This is a genomic window from Streptomyces sp. SJL17-4 (assembly GCF_036826855.1).
Taxonomy (GTDB): domain Bacteria; phylum Actinomycetota; class Actinomycetes; order Streptomycetales; family Streptomycetaceae; genus Streptomyces.
The window spans coordinates 3,370,375-3,385,846 of sequence record NZ_CP104578.1 but is presented as its reverse complement, the minus strand read 5'-3'; the positions used below and the strand labels follow the sequence as shown (position 1 = coordinate 3,385,846).

The following is a 15,472-nucleotide window of genomic DNA, read 5'->3' as shown; positions in this document are numbered from 1 at the left end:
TCCGTTTCCACGGAGGAGATCAGAAGTGAACGTCAAGTCCCGCGCTCGTATCGGTGCCGCCCTCGGTGTGGCCGCCCTCGGCCTCGGTGTCGCCCTCGCCCCCGCCGCGCAGGCCGACCCCAGCCCCGTCACCCAGTACCGCACCCTCGCCGGCACCGGCTCGGACACGACCCAGGACGTCATGAACGGCCTCGGCAACGTGGTCGTCAACGCCATCGGCCAGAAGATCATCGCGTCCTGGGACGCGACCGGTACCGCCACCATCAAGACCAAGGCGACCGGCTGTGTGATCAACCGTCCGAACGGCTCCTCGGCCGGCATCGACGCCCTCCGCAACGCCGTGGACACCAACTCCGGCTGCCTCGACTTCGCCCGCTCCTCGCGCGGCCCGGCGGACACCAGCACCACGGACCTCACCTGGATCCCGTTCGCCAAGGACGCGGTGTCCTGGGCGAAGCGCTCCGACAGCACGCTGCCCTCCGACCTGACGGCGACGCAGCTGAAGGACATCTACGAGTGCAACCTCACGTCCCTCAACGGCGTGGCGCTCACGCCGGTCCTGCCGCAGGCCAACTCCGGCACGCGCCAGTTCTTCCTCTCCTCCATCGGCGTGACCGCCCCGGGCTCCTGCGTCCAGCAGGGCGTCCAGGAGAACGACGGCACCGTCCTCGACACCGCCGGTGACATCGCGCCGTACTCCGTCGCCTCCTACACGGCGCAGGAGAAGGGTGTCGTCACCAACCGTCGCGGCGCGGCCGTCCTCGGCTCCGTCGGCACCGTCGCCCCGCGCAACGCCGACAAGACGCTGAACTCGGCCTTCCCCTTCCTCCGTGACGTCTACAACGTCGTCCCGACCGCGAAGCTGACCAACGCCACGATCTCCTCCACCTTCGTCGGCTCGACCTCCAAGGTCTGCGCCGCCACCACGACCATCACCAACTACGGCTTCGGCGCCCTCGGCACCGCGTGCGGCGCCACCACCATCAAGGGCGAGCGCTGATCACCACCGCTCCCTGACCGCACACCGGCCGGGCACCTTCGGGTGCCCGGCCCCCCGGCGTACCCACTCCCGCATCCGATCCCTGGGGGACCCGCATGAACCGCCCCGCACCACTCAGATCACCCGTCGCCCTCCTCACGGCGCTCGCGCTCCTCTGCGGCGCCCTCGCCGCCGTCCTGGCCCTGGCCGCCCCCACCACGGCCGCCACCCTGCACGGCACCTTCACGCTCCAGGGCGGTACGGGCTCCCTCACCGACAAGCCCATGGCCACGGGTGTCAGCAGCTCCGCCGCCTGCCCCGCGCCGGCCGACCCCGCCAAGCCCTACGTCAAGGCGCGACTCATGGTGGTCGAACCCGTCCTCGGCGTCTCCCACGACATAGCGACCACCGTCGCGGGGGAGCCCCTGAGCGGCGGCCCGTTCACCCGGCCCGTCGACACCGGGACCGGGCCCCTGTCGCTCCAGGAAGGCCTCCGGCTCTTCGTCCCCGAAGGTCCCCTGGACGGCCGCTACGAGCTCCGCCTCTACTGCCGGACCGGCGCCGGAGCCGAGTCGGAGGACTTCTTCTCCACGATGATCCAGGTCACCGGTGACACCTGGGCCCCGATCGCGCAGAAGGCGACCCTGCTGGAGGTCGTGTCCGACCCCGCCCTCCCCGTCGTCGGCGTACCGGCCAAGATCATCGCGACCCTCCAGCCGAAGGAGGCCACCGGATCGGTGACCTTCCAGAAGTTCGTCGACGACGAACTCATCGACATCGGCACCGTCGACGCCGTCGCCGGGAAGGCCGAGGTCACCGTCACCGAAACCGCGGTCAACAACGACGGCCTGCCCGTGCTCGTCACCTTCACTCCCACCGACCCCGAGGCCCACACTCCCACCTCCTTCGTGCACACGCTGTACGTGACCGAGCCCACGCCCACCCCCACCCCCACCACCCCGACCCCCACCGGCACCACCCCCACCCCGACGGGCACCGGTACCCCGACCCCGACGGACGACCCCACCGCCACCGACACGCCCACGCCGACCGACACGCCGACCGACTCGCCGAGCGACACCCAGAGCCCGACCGGCACGCCCTCGCCGACCGCGAGCGGTGACGTGGGCACCACGGGCGACACCACGGGCGGCACCACGGGCGGCTCCGGCGACTCCGGCGGCTCAGGCGGTGACTCCGGCGGCAGCGGTACGAGCGGTGGCTCCGGCGACTCCGGCGACTCCGGCGGGACCGACACCAACGGCGGCAACGGCGGCAGCCTCGCCACCACCGGCGCCTCCGCCGCCTCCGCGGCCCTCGGCTCCCTCGCCCTCTGCCTCCTCGGCGCGGCGGCCGTGATCCAGACCCGCCGCCGCAAGGCCGGCGCCCGCCCGTGACCACCGCCCCGCCACCCACCGCCCCCCGCGCCGGGCTCGCCCTGGCCGGGGCGGCGCTGTGCGTCCTCGCCGCGCTGCTCATCGGCTTCGCCGCCAACCTCACCGTCGTCGGGCACCTCCAGCACGCCCGCGAGCAGTCCACCGCCTACGACGAGCTGCGCGAGCAACTCGCCCTCGGCACCGCCCCGGTGGGGCAGCTGACCTACGACGGGAAGCCCCTCGAACCGGGCGCGCCCCTCGCCCTGCTCCGTATCCCCGCGCTCGGACTCCGCGAGGTCGTCGCCGAGGGCACCACCTCCGAGGTCCTCATGTCGGGCCCCGGACACCGCCGCGACACCGCCCTGCCCGGCCAGGCCGGCGCCAGCGTGATCATGGGCCGCAAGTGGGGCTACGGCAGCCCCTTCAACGACGTGCACCGGCTGCCCAACGGCGCCCGCGTCGAGGTGACCACCGGCCAGGGCAAGGCCGTGTACGAGGTGACGGGCGTCCGGCACCCCGGGGACCCCAACCCCGCGACCCTCGGCCAGGGCGAGGGACGGCTCACCCTCATGACCGCGAGCGGTGGCGCGTACACCCCCGAGGACATCGTCCGGATCGACGCCAAGCTCATCGGCGCGGCCCAGCCCAGCCCGCCCCGGCCGCTGCGCCCCGGCTGGATCACGGCCGCCGAGAAGCCCCTCGCGGGCGACCCCGACGCCTGGCCCGCGATCTTCCTCGGCGCCCAGGCGCTGCTGCTCGCCGCCCTGCTCACCGTCCTCGCCCGCCGCCGCTGGGGAAAGCGCCAGACCTGGGTCACCGCCGTCCCGGTCCTCGTCGCCCTCGGTGTCCTCGTCTCCGGCGAGCTGACCCGGCTTCTGCCCAACCTCCTCTGACCACTGTGGAGTTCACACCGTGACCGATCTCGTCGACACCGTCACCCTGCCGCCCGTGCCGGACGGCGGCACGACGGCCCCGTCCCGGGCCGCCGCCCTCGAAGCCGACTCCGTCTCCGCCTGGTTCGGCGACCGCAAGGTCCTCGACCGGGTCTCGCTCGCCATGCCCGCCCGTGAGGTCACCGCCCTCATCGGCCCCTCCGGCTGCGGCAAGTCGACCTTCCTGCGCATCCTCAACCGGATGCACGAACTCACCGGCACGGCCTCGCTCGCCGGCCGGGTCCTCCTGGACGGCGCCGACATCTACGACCGGGGCCGTCGCATCACCCACGCCCGCCGCGAGATCGGCATGGTCTTCCAGAAGCCCAACCCGTTCCCCGCGATGTCCCTGTACGAGAACGTCCTCGCCGGACTGAAGCTCGGCGGCATCCGGGCCGGCAAGGAGGCCAAGGACGACCTCGTCGAGGAGTGCCTGACCCGGGCCGGCCTCTGGAACGAGGTCAGGGACCGGCTGCGGCAGCCCGGCGGGGCGCTCTCCGGCGGCCAGCAGCAGCGCCTCTGCATCGCCCGCTCGCTCGCCGTCCGCCCGCGCGTCCTGCTGATGGACGAGCCCTGCTCGGCGCTCGACCCGACCTCCACCCGGCGCGTCGAGGAGACCATCGCCGAGCTGAAGTCGGAGGTCACCGTCGTCATCGTCACCCACAACATGCAGCAGGCGGCCCGCGTCTCCGACTCCTGCGCCTTCTTCCTCGCCGAGCAGGGCACCCCCGGCGTGATCGTCGAGCAGGGACCCACGGAGACGGTGTTCAACTCCCCGAGCGACCCGCGCACCGCCGACTACGTCAACGGCCGCTTCGGCTGAGGGGCCGGGAAGGCCCACCCCGGGCGTACGCCCCAGGAGGGCTCCCCGGGCGTACGCCCCCGGCGTGCGGGAGCCGTCCGACGCCATGTGCCGTACGGGGTTCACCCGGACGGCCGAAGGGCCGGTACGGAGTCCCCGTACCGGCCCTTCACGCGTGGCTGTCGCGGCGGATCAGAGTCCGGCCGCCGCCGACAGGTCCCGCTTGATCGCCACCAGCACCTCGTGGGCCGTCGCCCGCGCCGGGTCGAGGTCGACCGCCGCGGCCACCGGGACCACGACCTCCAGGTAGCACTTGAGCTTGGGCTCCGTGCCGCTCGGGCGGACGATCACCCGGGCCTTGTAGTCGCCCTCCAGGTGGTAGCGCAGCCCGTCCGTCGGGGGCAGCGACTCCGTGCCCTTCGTCAGGTCCTCCGCCGACACGACGGTCAGACCGGCGAGCGAGACCGGCGGCCGCTCGCGCAGCGCCGTCATGGCGTTCGCGATGATGCTCAGGTCCTCGACCCGCACCGACAGCTGGTCCGTGGCGTGCAGCCCGTGCGCGATCGCCAGGTCGTCGAGCAGGTCGGTCAGCGTCCGGCCCTGCTCCTTGAGCACCGACGCCAGCTCCGTCACGAGCAGCGCCGCCGTGATGCCGTCCTTGTCGCGGACGCCCTCCGGGTCGACGCAGTAGCCGAGCGCCTCCTCGTAGCCGTACCGCAGGCCCTCGACGCGGGCGATCCACTTGAAGCCGGTCAGGGTCTCCTCGTAGCCGACGCCCGCGGCCTCCGCGATCCGGCCGAGCAGCGAGGACGACACGATCGACTCGGCGAACACGCCCGTGGCGCCCTTGTGGACCAGGTGCGCGGCGAGCAGCGCGCCCACCTCGTCGCCGCGGAGCATGCGCCAGCCGCCCACGACGGTCGCGTCGGGCACGGCCACGGCGCAGCGGTCGGCGTCCGGGTCGTTGGCGATGATCAGGTCGGGGTCCACGGCCCGGGCGGCCTCGAACGCGAGGTCCATGGCACCCGGCTCCTCCGGGTTCGGGAACGCGACCGTCGGGAACGCGGGGTCGGGCTCGGCCTGCGCGGCGACGAGCGCGGGCGGCGGGAAGCCGGCCCGGCCGAAGGCGGCCGTCAGGACGTCCTTGCCGACGCCGTGCATGGCCGTGTAGACGGTCCGCGCGGTACGGGGGGACCCGGGGGTCAGAACGGCGTCCGTGCGCTCCAGGTAGGCGTCCAGGACCTCGTCGCCGAGGGTCTCCCAGCCGGCCTCCGGGCGGGGCACGTCGTGCAGCGAGCGGATCGCGGCGATCTCGGCGGCGATCTCCGCGTCGGCGGGCGGCACGATCTGCGAGCCGTCGCCCAGGTAGACCTTGTAGCCGTTGTCGCGCGGCGGGTTGTGGCTCGCGGTCACCTCGACGCCCGCGACGGCGCCCAGATGCCTTATGGCGTACGCGAGGACGGGCGTCGGCAGCGGGCGGGGGAGGAGCGCGGCGCGCAGCCCGGCGCCGATCATCACGGCGGCGGTGTCGCGCGCGAAGTCGGCCGACTTGTAGCGGGCGTCGTAGCCGATGACGACGAGGCCGCCCTCCTGACCCTTCGCCTTGAGGTACGCGGCGAGGCCGGCGGCGGCGCGGATGACGACCGAGCGGTTCATCCGCATGGGCCCGGCGCCCAGCTCACCGCGGAGCCCGGCGGTGCCGAACTGCAGCGTGCCGGCGAACCGGGCGGCGAGCTCGTCGGTGGTGCCCGCCTCGATGAGCTTCGCGAGCTCCTCGCGGGTCTCGCTGTCGGGGTCCTCGGCGAGCCATGCCTGGGCCCGGGCGATGAGGTCGTCCTGCGTCACGGTGTGCCTTTCGGGGTGGGGCGGGCGGTGCGGTGCGGTGCGGGTGGGGGTGCGGGGTGCCGCTGCGCGGAGCCTTCCCCCACCCCGCCCCTTCCCGAAACTGGGGGCAAGCCCCCAGACCCCGTACGGCCTGCGGCCGTGCCCTCAAACGCCGGGCGGGCCGAAGAATCAGCCCCGCCGGAGTTTGAGGCGCGGGGTCTGGGGCGGAGCCCCAGTTACGGGAAGGGGCGGGGTGGGGAAGAAGCCCCGCGCAGCGGCCCGACCGACGGGCGGTCGGGACCACCCCGGCGGTCGGAGGCCGCCGCAGCGCCCCGAAGCCCGGTCGGCCCCCAGGGGCCGAACGGTGCGAGGGGCGCCGTGAAGACTCAGATCCGGTCGAGGACCCGCGTCAGCAGCTCACCCATCCGCGCCGCCGAGTCCCGCCCCGCCTGGAGGACCTCCTCGTGGTTCAGCGGCTCGCCCGAGAGCCCCGCCGCCAGGTTGGTGACCAGCGAGATGCCCAGGACCTCGGCGCCGGCCTCGCGGGCCGCGATCGCCTCCAGGACCGTGGACATGCCGACGAGGTCACCGCCGAGCACGCGGACCATGTTGATCTCGGCCGGGGTCTCGTAGTGCGGGCCGGGGAACTGGACGTACACGCCCTCCTCCAGCGTCTCGTCGACCTCCTTGCACAGCGCGCGCAGCCGCGGCGAGTACAGGTCGGTGAGGTCGACGAAGTTCGCGCCGACGATCGGGGAGGCGGCCGTCAGGTTGAGGTGGTCGCTGATGAGGACCGGCTGGCCGGGGCGCATGCCCTCGCGCAGGCCGCCGCAGCCGTTGGTCAGGATGACCGTCTTGCAGCCGGCGGCGACGGCGGTGCGGACGCCGTGGGCGACGGAGGCGACACCGCGGCCCTCGTAGAAGTGGGTGCGGCCGAGGAAGACGAGGGCGCGCTTCTCGCCGATCTTGTACGAGCGGATCTTTCCGCCGTGGCCCTCGACGGCGGGCGGCGGGAAGCCGGGCAGGTCGGTCACCGGGAACTCGGCCTCGGGGGCACCGAGGGCGTCGACGGCGGGCGCCCAGCCCGAGCCCATGACCAGGGCGACGTCGTGGTTCTCGACTCCGGTCAGCTCGCGAAGACGTGCGGCAGCGGCCTCGGCGGCCTCGTACGGGGTGGCAGTTGCGTTCACTGACTCTCTCGCCTCGGGGAGGGGGTCCGAGGCTGGCCCCGGACGGATTTGATACGCGCAGAAGCGTAGCCGGAGTTTGCCTACGCGCGTAGATGACGATGCCGACGGACATGCGATCGTTGTCTTGTCGTTTCCGACGAATGGCGCAAGGGAAGAGTCACCTTCGTCCCTCGGTGGTTCCCACACCCTCGGCGGGATTCAGCAGGGACGCTTGCGCAACTCCATCACGTAGTCGTGCGGCGCGCCCGCCGACTCGGCCGCGTCGGCGACCTCGCCCAGGTACCGCGCCGACGGCAGTCCGCCCTCGTACGCGTTGAGCACGTACACCCAGGCCGGCTCCTCGCCGTCCAGGGTGTGCACCCGGACCCGCATCCGGCGGTAGATGTCGAGCCCGACGCCCTCCCAGCGGTCCATGGAGTCCTCGTCCATCGGCGCGATGTCGTACAGCGCCACGAAGACCTGGGAGCGCGGGGCCTCCACGATGGTGGCCAGCGCACCGTCCCAGCCCATCTGCTCGCCGCCGAAGGTGAGCCGCCAGCCGTTGAGCCAGCCGGTGCCGCGCAGCGGGGAATGCGGTGCGCGGCGGCTCATCAGCCGCGCGTCGAGGTTGCCGGCGAAAGCGGCGTAGAGCGACATGGGACCGAGGGTACGGGAGGGGGCGGGGTGTCCGCCGAACTCCGAGGTGGGGGCCGCGGGGCTCGTCCAGGGGGCGCGCGCACCCCTTCGGAGGCCCCGGCGTGAGGCCGCGCCGGGCGTGCGGGAGAATGGGGTACGCACTTGAAGCGTGCGGGACAATGGCGTACGCACTGCATCCCAGCGGGGGGACTCCCCGGCAGAACGAGAGCGCGAGGCGTAGATCCCAGTGACCCGGATCGTGATCATCGGCGGCGGACCCGGCGGATACGAGGCGGCCCTGGTGGGCGCCCAACTCGGCGCGGAGGTGACCGTCGTCGACACCGACGGCCTCGGCGGCGCGTCCGTCCTGACCGACTGCGTCCCCTCCAAGACCCTGATCGCCACCGCCGAGGTGATGACGACCTTCGACTCCTCGTACGAGGAGCTGGGCATCATCGTCGCGGACGACACCCCGCACGTGGAGCAGGCCGCCCGGGTCGTGGGCGTGGACCTCGGCAAGGTCAACCGACGGGTGAAGCGCCTCGCGCTCGCCCAGTCGCACGACATCACCGCCTCCGTCACCCGGGCCGGCGCCCGGGTGCTGCGCGGCCGCGGCCGGCTCTCCGGCCGGCAGGCGATGGACGGCTCCCGCCAGGTGATCGTCACGGCCGCCGACGGCACGGAGGAGACGCTGACCGCGGACGCCGTGCTCATCGCGACCGGCGGCCACCCGCGCGAGGTGCCGGACGCCAAGCCGGACGGCGAGCGCATCCTGAACTGGACGCAGGTCTACGACCTCAAGGAGCTCCCGGAGGAGCTCATCGTGGTCGGTTCCGGTGTGACGGGTGCCGAGTTCGCCGGTGCCTACCAGGCCCTCGGCTCCCGGGTCACCCTGGTCTCCTCCCGCGACCGCGTGCTGCCCGGCGAGGACCCGGACGCCGCCGCCGTCCTGGAGGACGTGTTCCGCCGCCGCGGCATGAACGTCATGGCCCGCTCCCGCGCCGAGTCCGCCAAGCGGGTCGGCGACCGGGTCGAGGTCACCCTCGCCGACGGCCGGGTCATCTCCGGCACGCACTGTCTGATGGCGGTCGGCGCGATCCCGAACTCGGCCGGAATGGGTCTGGAGGAGGCGGGGGTCAAGCTGAAGGACTCCGGTCACATCTGGACCGACAAGGTCTCCCGTACGACCGCTCCCGGGGTGTACGCCGCCGGCGACGTGACCGGTGTGTTCGCGCTCGCCTCGGTGGCCGCGATGCAGGGCCGCATCGCGATGTACCACTTCCTCGGCGACGCGGTGGCCCCGCTCAACCTGAAGACGGTCTCGTCGAACGTCTTCACCGACCCCGAGATCGCCACCGTCGGCTACACGCAGGCCGACGTGGACGCGGGCAAGATCGACGCCAAGGTCGTCAAGCTGCCGCTGCTGCGCAACCCGCGCGCGAAGATGCAGGGCATCCGGGACGGCTTCGTCAAGATCTTCTGCCGTCCGGGCACCGGCATCGTGGTCGGCGGCTGTGTCGTCGCGCCGAAGGCGAGCGAACTGATCCATCCGATCTCGATCGCGGTCGACAACAATCTGACGGTCGAACAGATCGCAAATGCTTTCACCGTGTACCCCTCCCTGTCGGGTTCGATCGCGGAAGTGGCACGGCAGTTGCACACCCGGAAGTCCGCGGGCGAGGCGTAACAGTCCTCCGGACGCCTCCGCTGCGCGGCTCCCGCCTGCGGGAACGGTTCGCCGACTCGGACAACCCCCGGCAAGGCGGGGCATAGCCCTGGCGCGCGAGGGATCAACGACGGGGTCTCCTATACCACTTGGAGGCCCCGTCTGTGTGCATCTTCTGCAATTCGGCGCATAGTGCTGAAAAGTATCGGCCGGTCACGTTACTGTCAGTTTCGTGTTCGCTGCAGAACGTCGCCAGTTGATCCTCGAAATGGTGCGAGCCAATGGGGCCGTGTCGCTCCGCGAGCTCGCCCGCGTCGTCCAGACCTCTGAAGTGACCGTACGGAGAGACGTACGGGCCCTTGAGGCAGAAGGACTCCTCGACCGCCGGCACGGCGGTGCGGTGTTGCCGGGCGGATTCACGCGAGAATCCGGCTTCCCGCAGAAATCCCATCTCGCGACCGCGGAGAAGACGGCCATCGCCGACGTCGCCGCGAGCCTCGTCGAAGAAGGCGAGGCCATCGTCGTCGGCGCCGGGACGACCACGCAGGAGCTGGCCCGCCGGCTCGCCCGCGTGCCCGGTCTGACCGTGGTCACCAACTCGCTCCTGGTCGCCCAGGCCCTCGCCCACGCCAACCGGGTCGAGGTCGTCATGACCGGCGGCACCCTGCGCGGCTCCAACTACGCCCTGGTGGGCAGCGGCGCCGAGCAGTCCCTCCAGGGGCTCCGGGTCTCCCGCGCCTTCCTCTCCGGGAGCGGACTCACCGCCGAGCGCGGCCTCTCCACGTCCAACATGCTCTCCGCGAGCGTGGACCGGGCGCTGGTCCAGGCGGCGGCCGAGGTCGTGGTCCTCGCCGACCACACCAAGCTCGGCTCCGACACCATGTTCCAGACGGTGCCCACGGACGTCATCACCCGCCTGGTGACCGACGAGCCGCCCGCCCACGACGACCGGGCCGCCACCGAACTCCAGGCCCTCGCCGACCAGGGCGTGCAGATCGCCGTCGCCGGTACGGGCGCCGCCGGCGGCCCCCCGGGCGGTGACCAGGTCCCCCCGGGCCCCCGGCCCCGCCGTGACATGCCGCTCCCGGTGCAGCGCGGCCGGATGGCGGCGGGTCAGTTCCGGGGACCGGGCGGAGGGATGGCCGCCGAGACGCTGGAGCGCACGGCGCGGGTCGCGGACATGCGGCGCCGCTGAGCCGGGGGACCCTCCCCCAGGGGTCCCGCGCTCCGCCGCCGAACCTTCCCTTCCCCAGGGCCTGTCCGGCCGTCGTCCCCTCAGTCCTTGATGCCCCGAAGCGTCAGCGCGAGCAGGCGGTCCGCCAACTCCGCGTCCTCCGGGCACTGTTCCGCCGCCAGCGCGATCGCGTTGGTCAGCTGCATCAGGTCGCCGATCGACACGTCGGCGCGCACCTGACCCGCCTCCCTGGCGCGCCCGAGCAGCCGCTCACCCGCCGCGCGCAGCGGCTCGCTGCACTGGGCGAGCGCCGAACTCCGGTCGTACGAGGCGGACATCAGCGCGTGCGCGAGCCCCCGGTACTCGCCCGCGTGGGCGATCAGCGCCCGCAGCCACTCCACGAGCGCCCGGCACGGCTCCTCGGCCTCGGCCAGCTCTCCCGAGCGGTGCAGAAGCTCCGCCAGGGCCTCCTGGAAGACGGAGCTGAGCAGCTCGGCCCGGGTGGGGAAGTGGCGGTAGAGGGTGCCGATGCCCACGCCCGCGCGGCGCGCGATCTCCTCGAGGGGTGCGTCGGCCCCCTGTTCGGCGAAGGTGGCGCGGGCTTCGGTGAGCAGCCGCTCGTGGTTGCGTCGTGCGTCGGCTCGCATGGCTGGTGGATCGCCCTCCCCTCGACGAAGGGCCCGCAGGCGGCTGCCTGCGGGCCCTTCGTACCGTACTCGGTGACCGTTGGCCGGTCCCGGTGCCTGCGTCAGTCCTTGATGTCGCAGATCGCGGCGCCGGAGGTGATCGACGCGCCGACCTCGGCGGTCAGACCCTTGACGGTGCCGGAGCGGTGCGCGTTGAGCGGCTGCTCCATCTTCATGGCCTCCAGGACGACGATCAGATCGCCCTCCTTGACCTCCTGGCCCTCCTCGACCGCGATCTTCACGATCGTGCCCTGCATCGGGGAGGCGAGGGTGTCACCGGAAGCGGCCGGACCGGACTTCTTGGCCGCGCGGCGCTTCGGCTTCGCACCGGCCGCGAGACCCGTGCGGGCCAGCGTCATGCCGAGCGAGGAGGGCAGCGAGACCTCGAGACGCTTGCCGCCGACCTCGACCACGATCGTCTCGCGGCCGGACTCGTCCTCGTCGGCGTCGGCGCCGGCCGGGGCGAACGGCTTGATCTCGTTGACGAACTCGGTCTCGATCCAGCGGGTGTGGACCCGGAACGGGTCGGCGGTGAACGCCGGGTCGGTGACGACCGCCTGGTGGAACGGGATGGCCGTGGCCATGCCCTCCACCTTGAACTCGGCGAGCGCACGCGCGGCACGCTGGAGGGCCTGCTCGCGGCTGGCGCCGGTGACGATCAGCTTGGCCAGGAGCGAGTCCCAGGCCGGGCCGATGACGCTGCCGGACTCCACGCCCGCGTCCAGGCGGACACCGGGGCCGGTCGGCGGGGCGAAGAGGGTGACGGTGCCGGGGGCGGGCAGGAAGCCGCGGCCCGGGTCCTCTCCGTTGATACGGAACTCGAACGAGTGACCCCGGATCTCCGGGTCGCCGTAACCGAGCTCCTCGCCGTCGGCGATCCGGAACATCTCGCGGACGAGGTCGATGCCGGTGACCTCTTCGGTGACCGGGTGCTCGACCTGCAGACGGGTGTTGACCTCCAGGAAGGAGATCGTGCCGTCCGTGCCGACGAGGAACTCGACCGTGCCGGCGCCGACGTAGCCGGCCTCCTTCAGGATCGCCTTCGACGCCGCGTACAGCTCCGCGTTCTGCGCCTCGGTGAGGAACGGCGCGGGGGCCTCCTCGACGAGCTTCTGGTGGCGGCGCTGGAGCGAGCAGTCACGCGTGGAGACCACGACCACGTTGCCGTGGGAGTCGGCCAGGCACTGCGTCTCCACGTGCCGCGGCTTGTCCAGGTAGCGCTCCACGAAGCACTCGCCCCGGCCGAACGCGGCGACGGCCTCGCGCACGGCGGAGTCGTACAGCTCGGGGACCTCTTCCAGCGTCCGCGCCACCTTCAGACCGCGACCGCCACCGCCGAAGGCGGCCTTGATCGCGATCGGCAGCCCGTGCTGCTCGGCGAACGCGACGACCTCGTCGGCGCCGGAGACCGGGTCGGGCGTACCGGCGACGAGCGGGGCACCGGCGCGCTGCGCGATGTGACGCGCCGCCACCTTGTCGCCCAGGTCGCGGATCGCCTGCGGCGGCGGGCCGATCCAGGTCAGACCGGCGTCGAGGACGGCCTGCGCGAACTCCGCGTTCTCGGAGAGGAACCCGTAGCCGGGGTGGACCGCGTCCGCACCCGAGTCCTTCGCGGCCTGCAACACCTTCGCCATGTCCAGATAACTGGTCGCCGGAGTGTCACCGCCCAGAGCGAACGCCTCGTCAGCCGCCCGGACATGCAGGGCATCCCGGTCCGGCTCGGCGTACACGGCCACGCTGCCGATACCCGCGTCCCGGCACGCCCGGGCCACACGGACAGCGATTTCGCCACGGTTGGCGATGAGCACCTTGCGCACGATGGCTCCCTCCTTGAAACAAGCTGAGTTTAGGGACTGCCGACACGGCCTTTCGACCCGTCCCCAGTGGTGAGCTTGCCCACACGGAGCGTGACCCCGGGCCTGCTCGGGTCGTGAATTCCCTTGTCGCACCACGGTACGCAGGGTTCCTTTACGGCACAGTAGCTCCGAGGTGTGGCGCAGGTCTCTGTTCGTGCGGCCAGTCGCCATTCGGGTTTCTTTGTCGAGTCCCTACGAATGGCCCAACGATTCTTTGCCCTGCCGTGCGCCGCCGCCGGTCGTGCGCACACTCTTGTCCAGGGGTTTACCGGCCAGTAGCCTTCGCGCTGTCGTTCGTACTGTCGGTAACAGTCGTATCCAGGGGGTGGCCGAGGTGGCCCGCAGACCGATAGCTCTCGTGACGGCGGCGGTGCTGTTCCTCGAAGCGCCCGGGATCGTCGCGATCAACGCCGTGATGGCACGCTTCGTCAAGGTCCAGACGATGTCCCTCGACGGCATGGACCCCGACGCGATGTACCTCGGCACCTGGGTGCTCGGCATCGTCTCCGGCGTCGCCCTCGCCCTGTGCGGCCTCGTCGCCCTCGTCGCGGGCATGCGCGACCGCCGGCCGGGCCGGGCCGGCCGGGGTCTGCTCATCGGCTGCGCGGTCGTGCACGGCATCCTCGGCGCGGTCACCGTCGGCCTGATCGGCTGGGGCGCGTTCGCCTTCATGATGCTCGTACTCGGCCTGATCGTGCTCACTCTCGTGGCGTACGGCAAGGAGAAGGAGCACGAGAAGGGTGCCGAGCCCCGCGAGGGGGCGCCGGCACCCGCGTAACCCCTCCCGGACCCTCAGGTCCAGAGGTCGGTGATCTGCACGCCCAGCTTCCCGAGCAGCGTGCGCAGCAGCGGCAGCGACAGGCCGATCACATTGCCGGGGTCGCCGTCGATGCCGTCGATGAACGGCGCCGAGCGCCCGTCCAGGGTGAACGCCCCTGCCACGTGCAGCGGTTCGCCGCTCGCCACGTACGCCGCGATCTCGGCGTCCGTCGGCTCGCCGAAGCGGACCACGGTGGAGGCCGTCGCCGACTCGTAGCGCTTGGCGGTCGTGTCGTACACGCAGTGGCCGGTCTGGAGGATGCCGACCCGGCCGCGCATCGCCTTCCAGCGTGCGGTGGCCTCCTCGGCGTCCGCCGGCTTGCCGAGGGCCTGCTTGTCGAGCTCCAGGACCGAGTCGCAGCCGATGACCAGGGCGCCGAACGCCTCGGGGCGGGCGGCGACATGGGCGGCCTTCGCCTCCGCGAGGGCGAGCGCGAGCTCGGCCGGTGTCGGGGCGTGCATCTTGTCCTCGTCGACGCCGCTCACGATCACCTCGGGGGAGAGCCCGGCCTGCCGGAGCAGGTTGAGGCGGGCGGGCGAGGCGGAGGCGAGCACGACACGGCGCGGATCAGCAGTCATGGGGGCAGCGTATCGAGCGCGGGGCCGGTCCTCAGCGCGCGCCGACCACGAACATTAAGACCACCATCGCGACTCCGAGCACGATGCCGGCGCGACGGAGCATCTCCTGCGTCTCGCGGAGAAACTTCGGCGGCTCGTTCTCGGGGTCGGACCACAGCATGCCTCCGATCCTGAAGGTGGGGCGGGCGGGGCGCCTGAGTACGGATACTCAGGCGCCCCGGTGCCGGGGGACTATTCGCGGACGAACGAACCGACGAACGGACGAACGGACGGACGGACGATCGCCTCAGGGCCGCGTCCGGATGAACACCCCGTCCCGTGCCGCCGCGAGCGCCGCCGTGACCGCCCGTTCCGCCACGTCCGCGCCGACCTCCTCGCGGGTGACGGTGAAGCGGTAGTAGAGCGGCGCGGAGACGGCTCGGAGCAGCTCGGTCGGGTCCGTCTCCGCGGGGATCTCGCCGCGGGCCGCGCCCTTGGCGACGACGGGCGCCCACTCGCCGAGCCGGGTCCGGTAGAAGTCGGCGAGCGCGCGGGCGCAGTCCTCGTCGCAGGCGGCCGCCGCGATGACGGCGCGGAAGACGGCGCCCATCCGCGCGTCGGTGAGGGTGGCGCGGACGAGTTCGGCGTTGGCCCGCAGGTCGCCCGCGAGGCTGCCGGTGTCGGAGGCGGGCAGGGACTGCTCGGCCATGTCGTGCAGGAGGTCGGTGACCAGGCCGACGGGGGAGCCCCAGCGGCGGTAGACGGTGGTCTTGCCGACGCCCGCTGTCGCGGCGATCCGGTCCATGTTCAGGGTGTGGAAGCCGGTGTCGGCGAGCGCGTCCTGGGTGGCGTCGAGGACGGCCCTGCGGACCTTCGCGGTGCGGCCGCCGGGGCGCAGGGTGCCGGGCGAGGCCGGCTGGCTCTCAGTCAAATGGGTCTCCTGTTCCATTAACGCCATCGACTCTGCTACGGTACGGGACATCTTAACGGAACCA

15 protein-coding genes are annotated in these 15,472 nt (G+C 72.4%); 7 read left to right on the top strand and 8 right to left on the bottom strand.

Annotation, left to right across the window (positions count from 1 at the left end; genetic code table 11):
- The first annotated feature begins 25 nt into the window (after nucleotides 1-25).
- From N5875_RS14770 to N5875_RS14755, 4 genes are all read left to right on the top strand, one after another.
- Nucleotides 26-1,000, top strand: coding sequence for a substrate-binding domain-containing protein (locus N5875_RS14770; RefSeq protein WP_318208859.1), 975 nt, complete (start codon nucleotides 26-28; stop codon nucleotides 998-1,000).
- 95 nt (nucleotides 1,001-1,095) lie between these two features.
- Nucleotides 1,096-2,376, top strand: a complete 1,281-nt coding sequence (locus N5875_RS14765; RefSeq protein WP_338494232.1) for a hypothetical protein — start codon at nucleotides 1,096-1,098, stop codon at nucleotides 2,374-2,376.
- Nucleotides 2,373-3,248 carry a class E sortase gene (locus N5875_RS14760; RefSeq protein ID WP_338494230.1) on the top strand — a complete coding sequence of 292 codons (876 nt, stop codon included), beginning with the start codon at nucleotides 2,373-2,375 and terminating at the stop codon, nucleotides 3,246-3,248. Before N5875_RS14765 ends, N5875_RS14760 begins: the two co-directional genes overlap by 4 nt.
- 55 nt (nucleotides 3,249-3,303) lie before the next feature.
- Nucleotides 3,304-4,110, top strand: coding sequence for a phosphate ABC transporter ATP-binding protein (locus N5875_RS14755; RefSeq protein ID WP_318209227.1), 807 nt, complete (start codon nucleotides 3,304-3,306; stop codon nucleotides 4,108-4,110).
- Between the two features lie 171 nt (nucleotides 4,111-4,281).
- On the opposite strand, the gene N5875_RS14750 is transcribed toward N5875_RS14755, so the two are convergent.
- The 3 genes from N5875_RS14750 to N5875_RS14740 all read right to left on the bottom strand — a co-directional run bounded on the left by N5875_RS14750 (nucleotide 4,282) and on the right by N5875_RS14740 (nucleotide 7,739).
- Nucleotides 4,282-5,934 (bottom strand): phospho-sugar mutase, encoded by a 1,653-nt coding sequence (locus tag N5875_RS14750; protein WP_318208862.1) that lies wholly within the window; start codon nucleotides 5,932-5,934, stop codon nucleotides 4,282-4,284.
- A gap of 365 nt (nucleotides 5,935-6,299) precedes the next feature.
- Nucleotides 6,300-7,103 carry a purine-nucleoside phosphorylase gene (locus N5875_RS14745; RefSeq protein WP_318208863.1) on the bottom strand — a complete coding sequence of 268 codons (804 nt, stop codon included), beginning with the start codon at nucleotides 7,101-7,103 and terminating at the stop codon, nucleotides 6,300-6,302.
- 198 nt (nucleotides 7,104-7,301) lie between these two features.
- Nucleotides 7,302-7,739 (bottom strand): gamma-glutamylcyclotransferase, encoded by a 438-nt coding sequence (locus N5875_RS14740; RefSeq protein WP_189832819.1) that lies wholly within the window; start codon nucleotides 7,737-7,739, stop codon nucleotides 7,302-7,304.
- Between the two features lie 226 nt (nucleotides 7,740-7,965).
- Between N5875_RS14740 and N5875_RS14735 the strand changes: the two genes are divergently transcribed.
- Both N5875_RS14735 and N5875_RS14730 read left to right on the top strand, forming a co-directional pair.
- On the top strand, nucleotides 7,966-9,405 hold the full coding sequence (locus N5875_RS14735; RefSeq protein ID WP_318208864.1) for an NAD(P)H-quinone dehydrogenase: 1,440 nt from the start codon (nucleotides 7,966-7,968) through the stop codon (nucleotides 9,403-9,405).
- A 211-nt stretch (nucleotides 9,406-9,616) separates the two neighbouring features.
- The gene (locus tag N5875_RS14730; protein ID WP_318208865.1) at nucleotides 9,617-10,579 is read left to right on the top strand and encodes a DeoR/GlpR family DNA-binding transcription regulator; all 963 of its coding nucleotides are present in this window, start codon (nucleotides 9,617-9,619) and stop codon (nucleotides 10,577-10,579) included.
- 80 nt (nucleotides 10,580-10,659) lie between these two features.
- On the opposite strand, the gene N5875_RS14725 is transcribed toward N5875_RS14730, so the two are convergent.
- Nucleotides 10,660-11,205: a TetR family transcriptional regulator gene (locus N5875_RS14725; protein ID WP_318208866.1), complete on the bottom strand. Its 546-nt coding sequence runs from the start codon at nucleotides 11,203-11,205 to the stop codon at nucleotides 10,660-10,662.
- 101 nt (nucleotides 11,206-11,306) lie between these two features.
- A complete protein-coding gene (locus N5875_RS14720) occupies nucleotides 11,307-13,061 on the bottom strand; it encodes a biotin carboxylase N-terminal domain-containing protein (protein ID WP_318208867.1) in 1,755 nt (584 codons plus the stop codon).
- Nucleotides 13,062-13,434: 373 nt separating this feature from the next.
- On the opposite strand from N5875_RS14720, the gene N5875_RS14715 reads away from it, so the two are divergent.
- Nucleotides 13,435-13,878, top strand: coding sequence for a hypothetical protein (locus tag N5875_RS14715; protein WP_318208868.1), 444 nt, complete (start codon nucleotides 13,435-13,437; stop codon nucleotides 13,876-13,878).
- Between the two features lie 14 nt (nucleotides 13,879-13,892).
- On the opposite strand, the gene N5875_RS14710 is transcribed toward N5875_RS14715, so the two are convergent.
- The 3 genes from N5875_RS14710 to N5875_RS14700 all read right to left on the bottom strand — a co-directional run bounded on the left by N5875_RS14710 (nucleotide 13,893) and on the right by N5875_RS14700 (nucleotide 15,426).
- Nucleotides 13,893-14,498, bottom strand: a complete 606-nt coding sequence (locus tag N5875_RS14710; protein WP_318208869.1) for a nucleoside triphosphate pyrophosphatase — start codon at nucleotides 14,496-14,498, stop codon at nucleotides 13,893-13,895.
- A gap of 31 nt (nucleotides 14,499-14,529) precedes the next feature.
- A complete protein-coding gene (locus tag N5875_RS14705) occupies nucleotides 14,530-14,658 on the bottom strand; it encodes a hypothetical protein (protein WP_318208870.1) in 129 nt (42 codons plus the stop codon).
- A 126-nt stretch (nucleotides 14,659-14,784) separates the two neighbouring features.
- Nucleotides 14,785-15,426 carry a TetR/AcrR family transcriptional regulator gene (locus N5875_RS14700; RefSeq protein ID WP_338494219.1) on the bottom strand — a complete coding sequence of 214 codons (642 nt, stop codon included), beginning with the start codon at nucleotides 15,424-15,426 and terminating at the stop codon, nucleotides 14,785-14,787.
- Nucleotides 15,427-15,472: the final 46 nt, after the last annotated feature.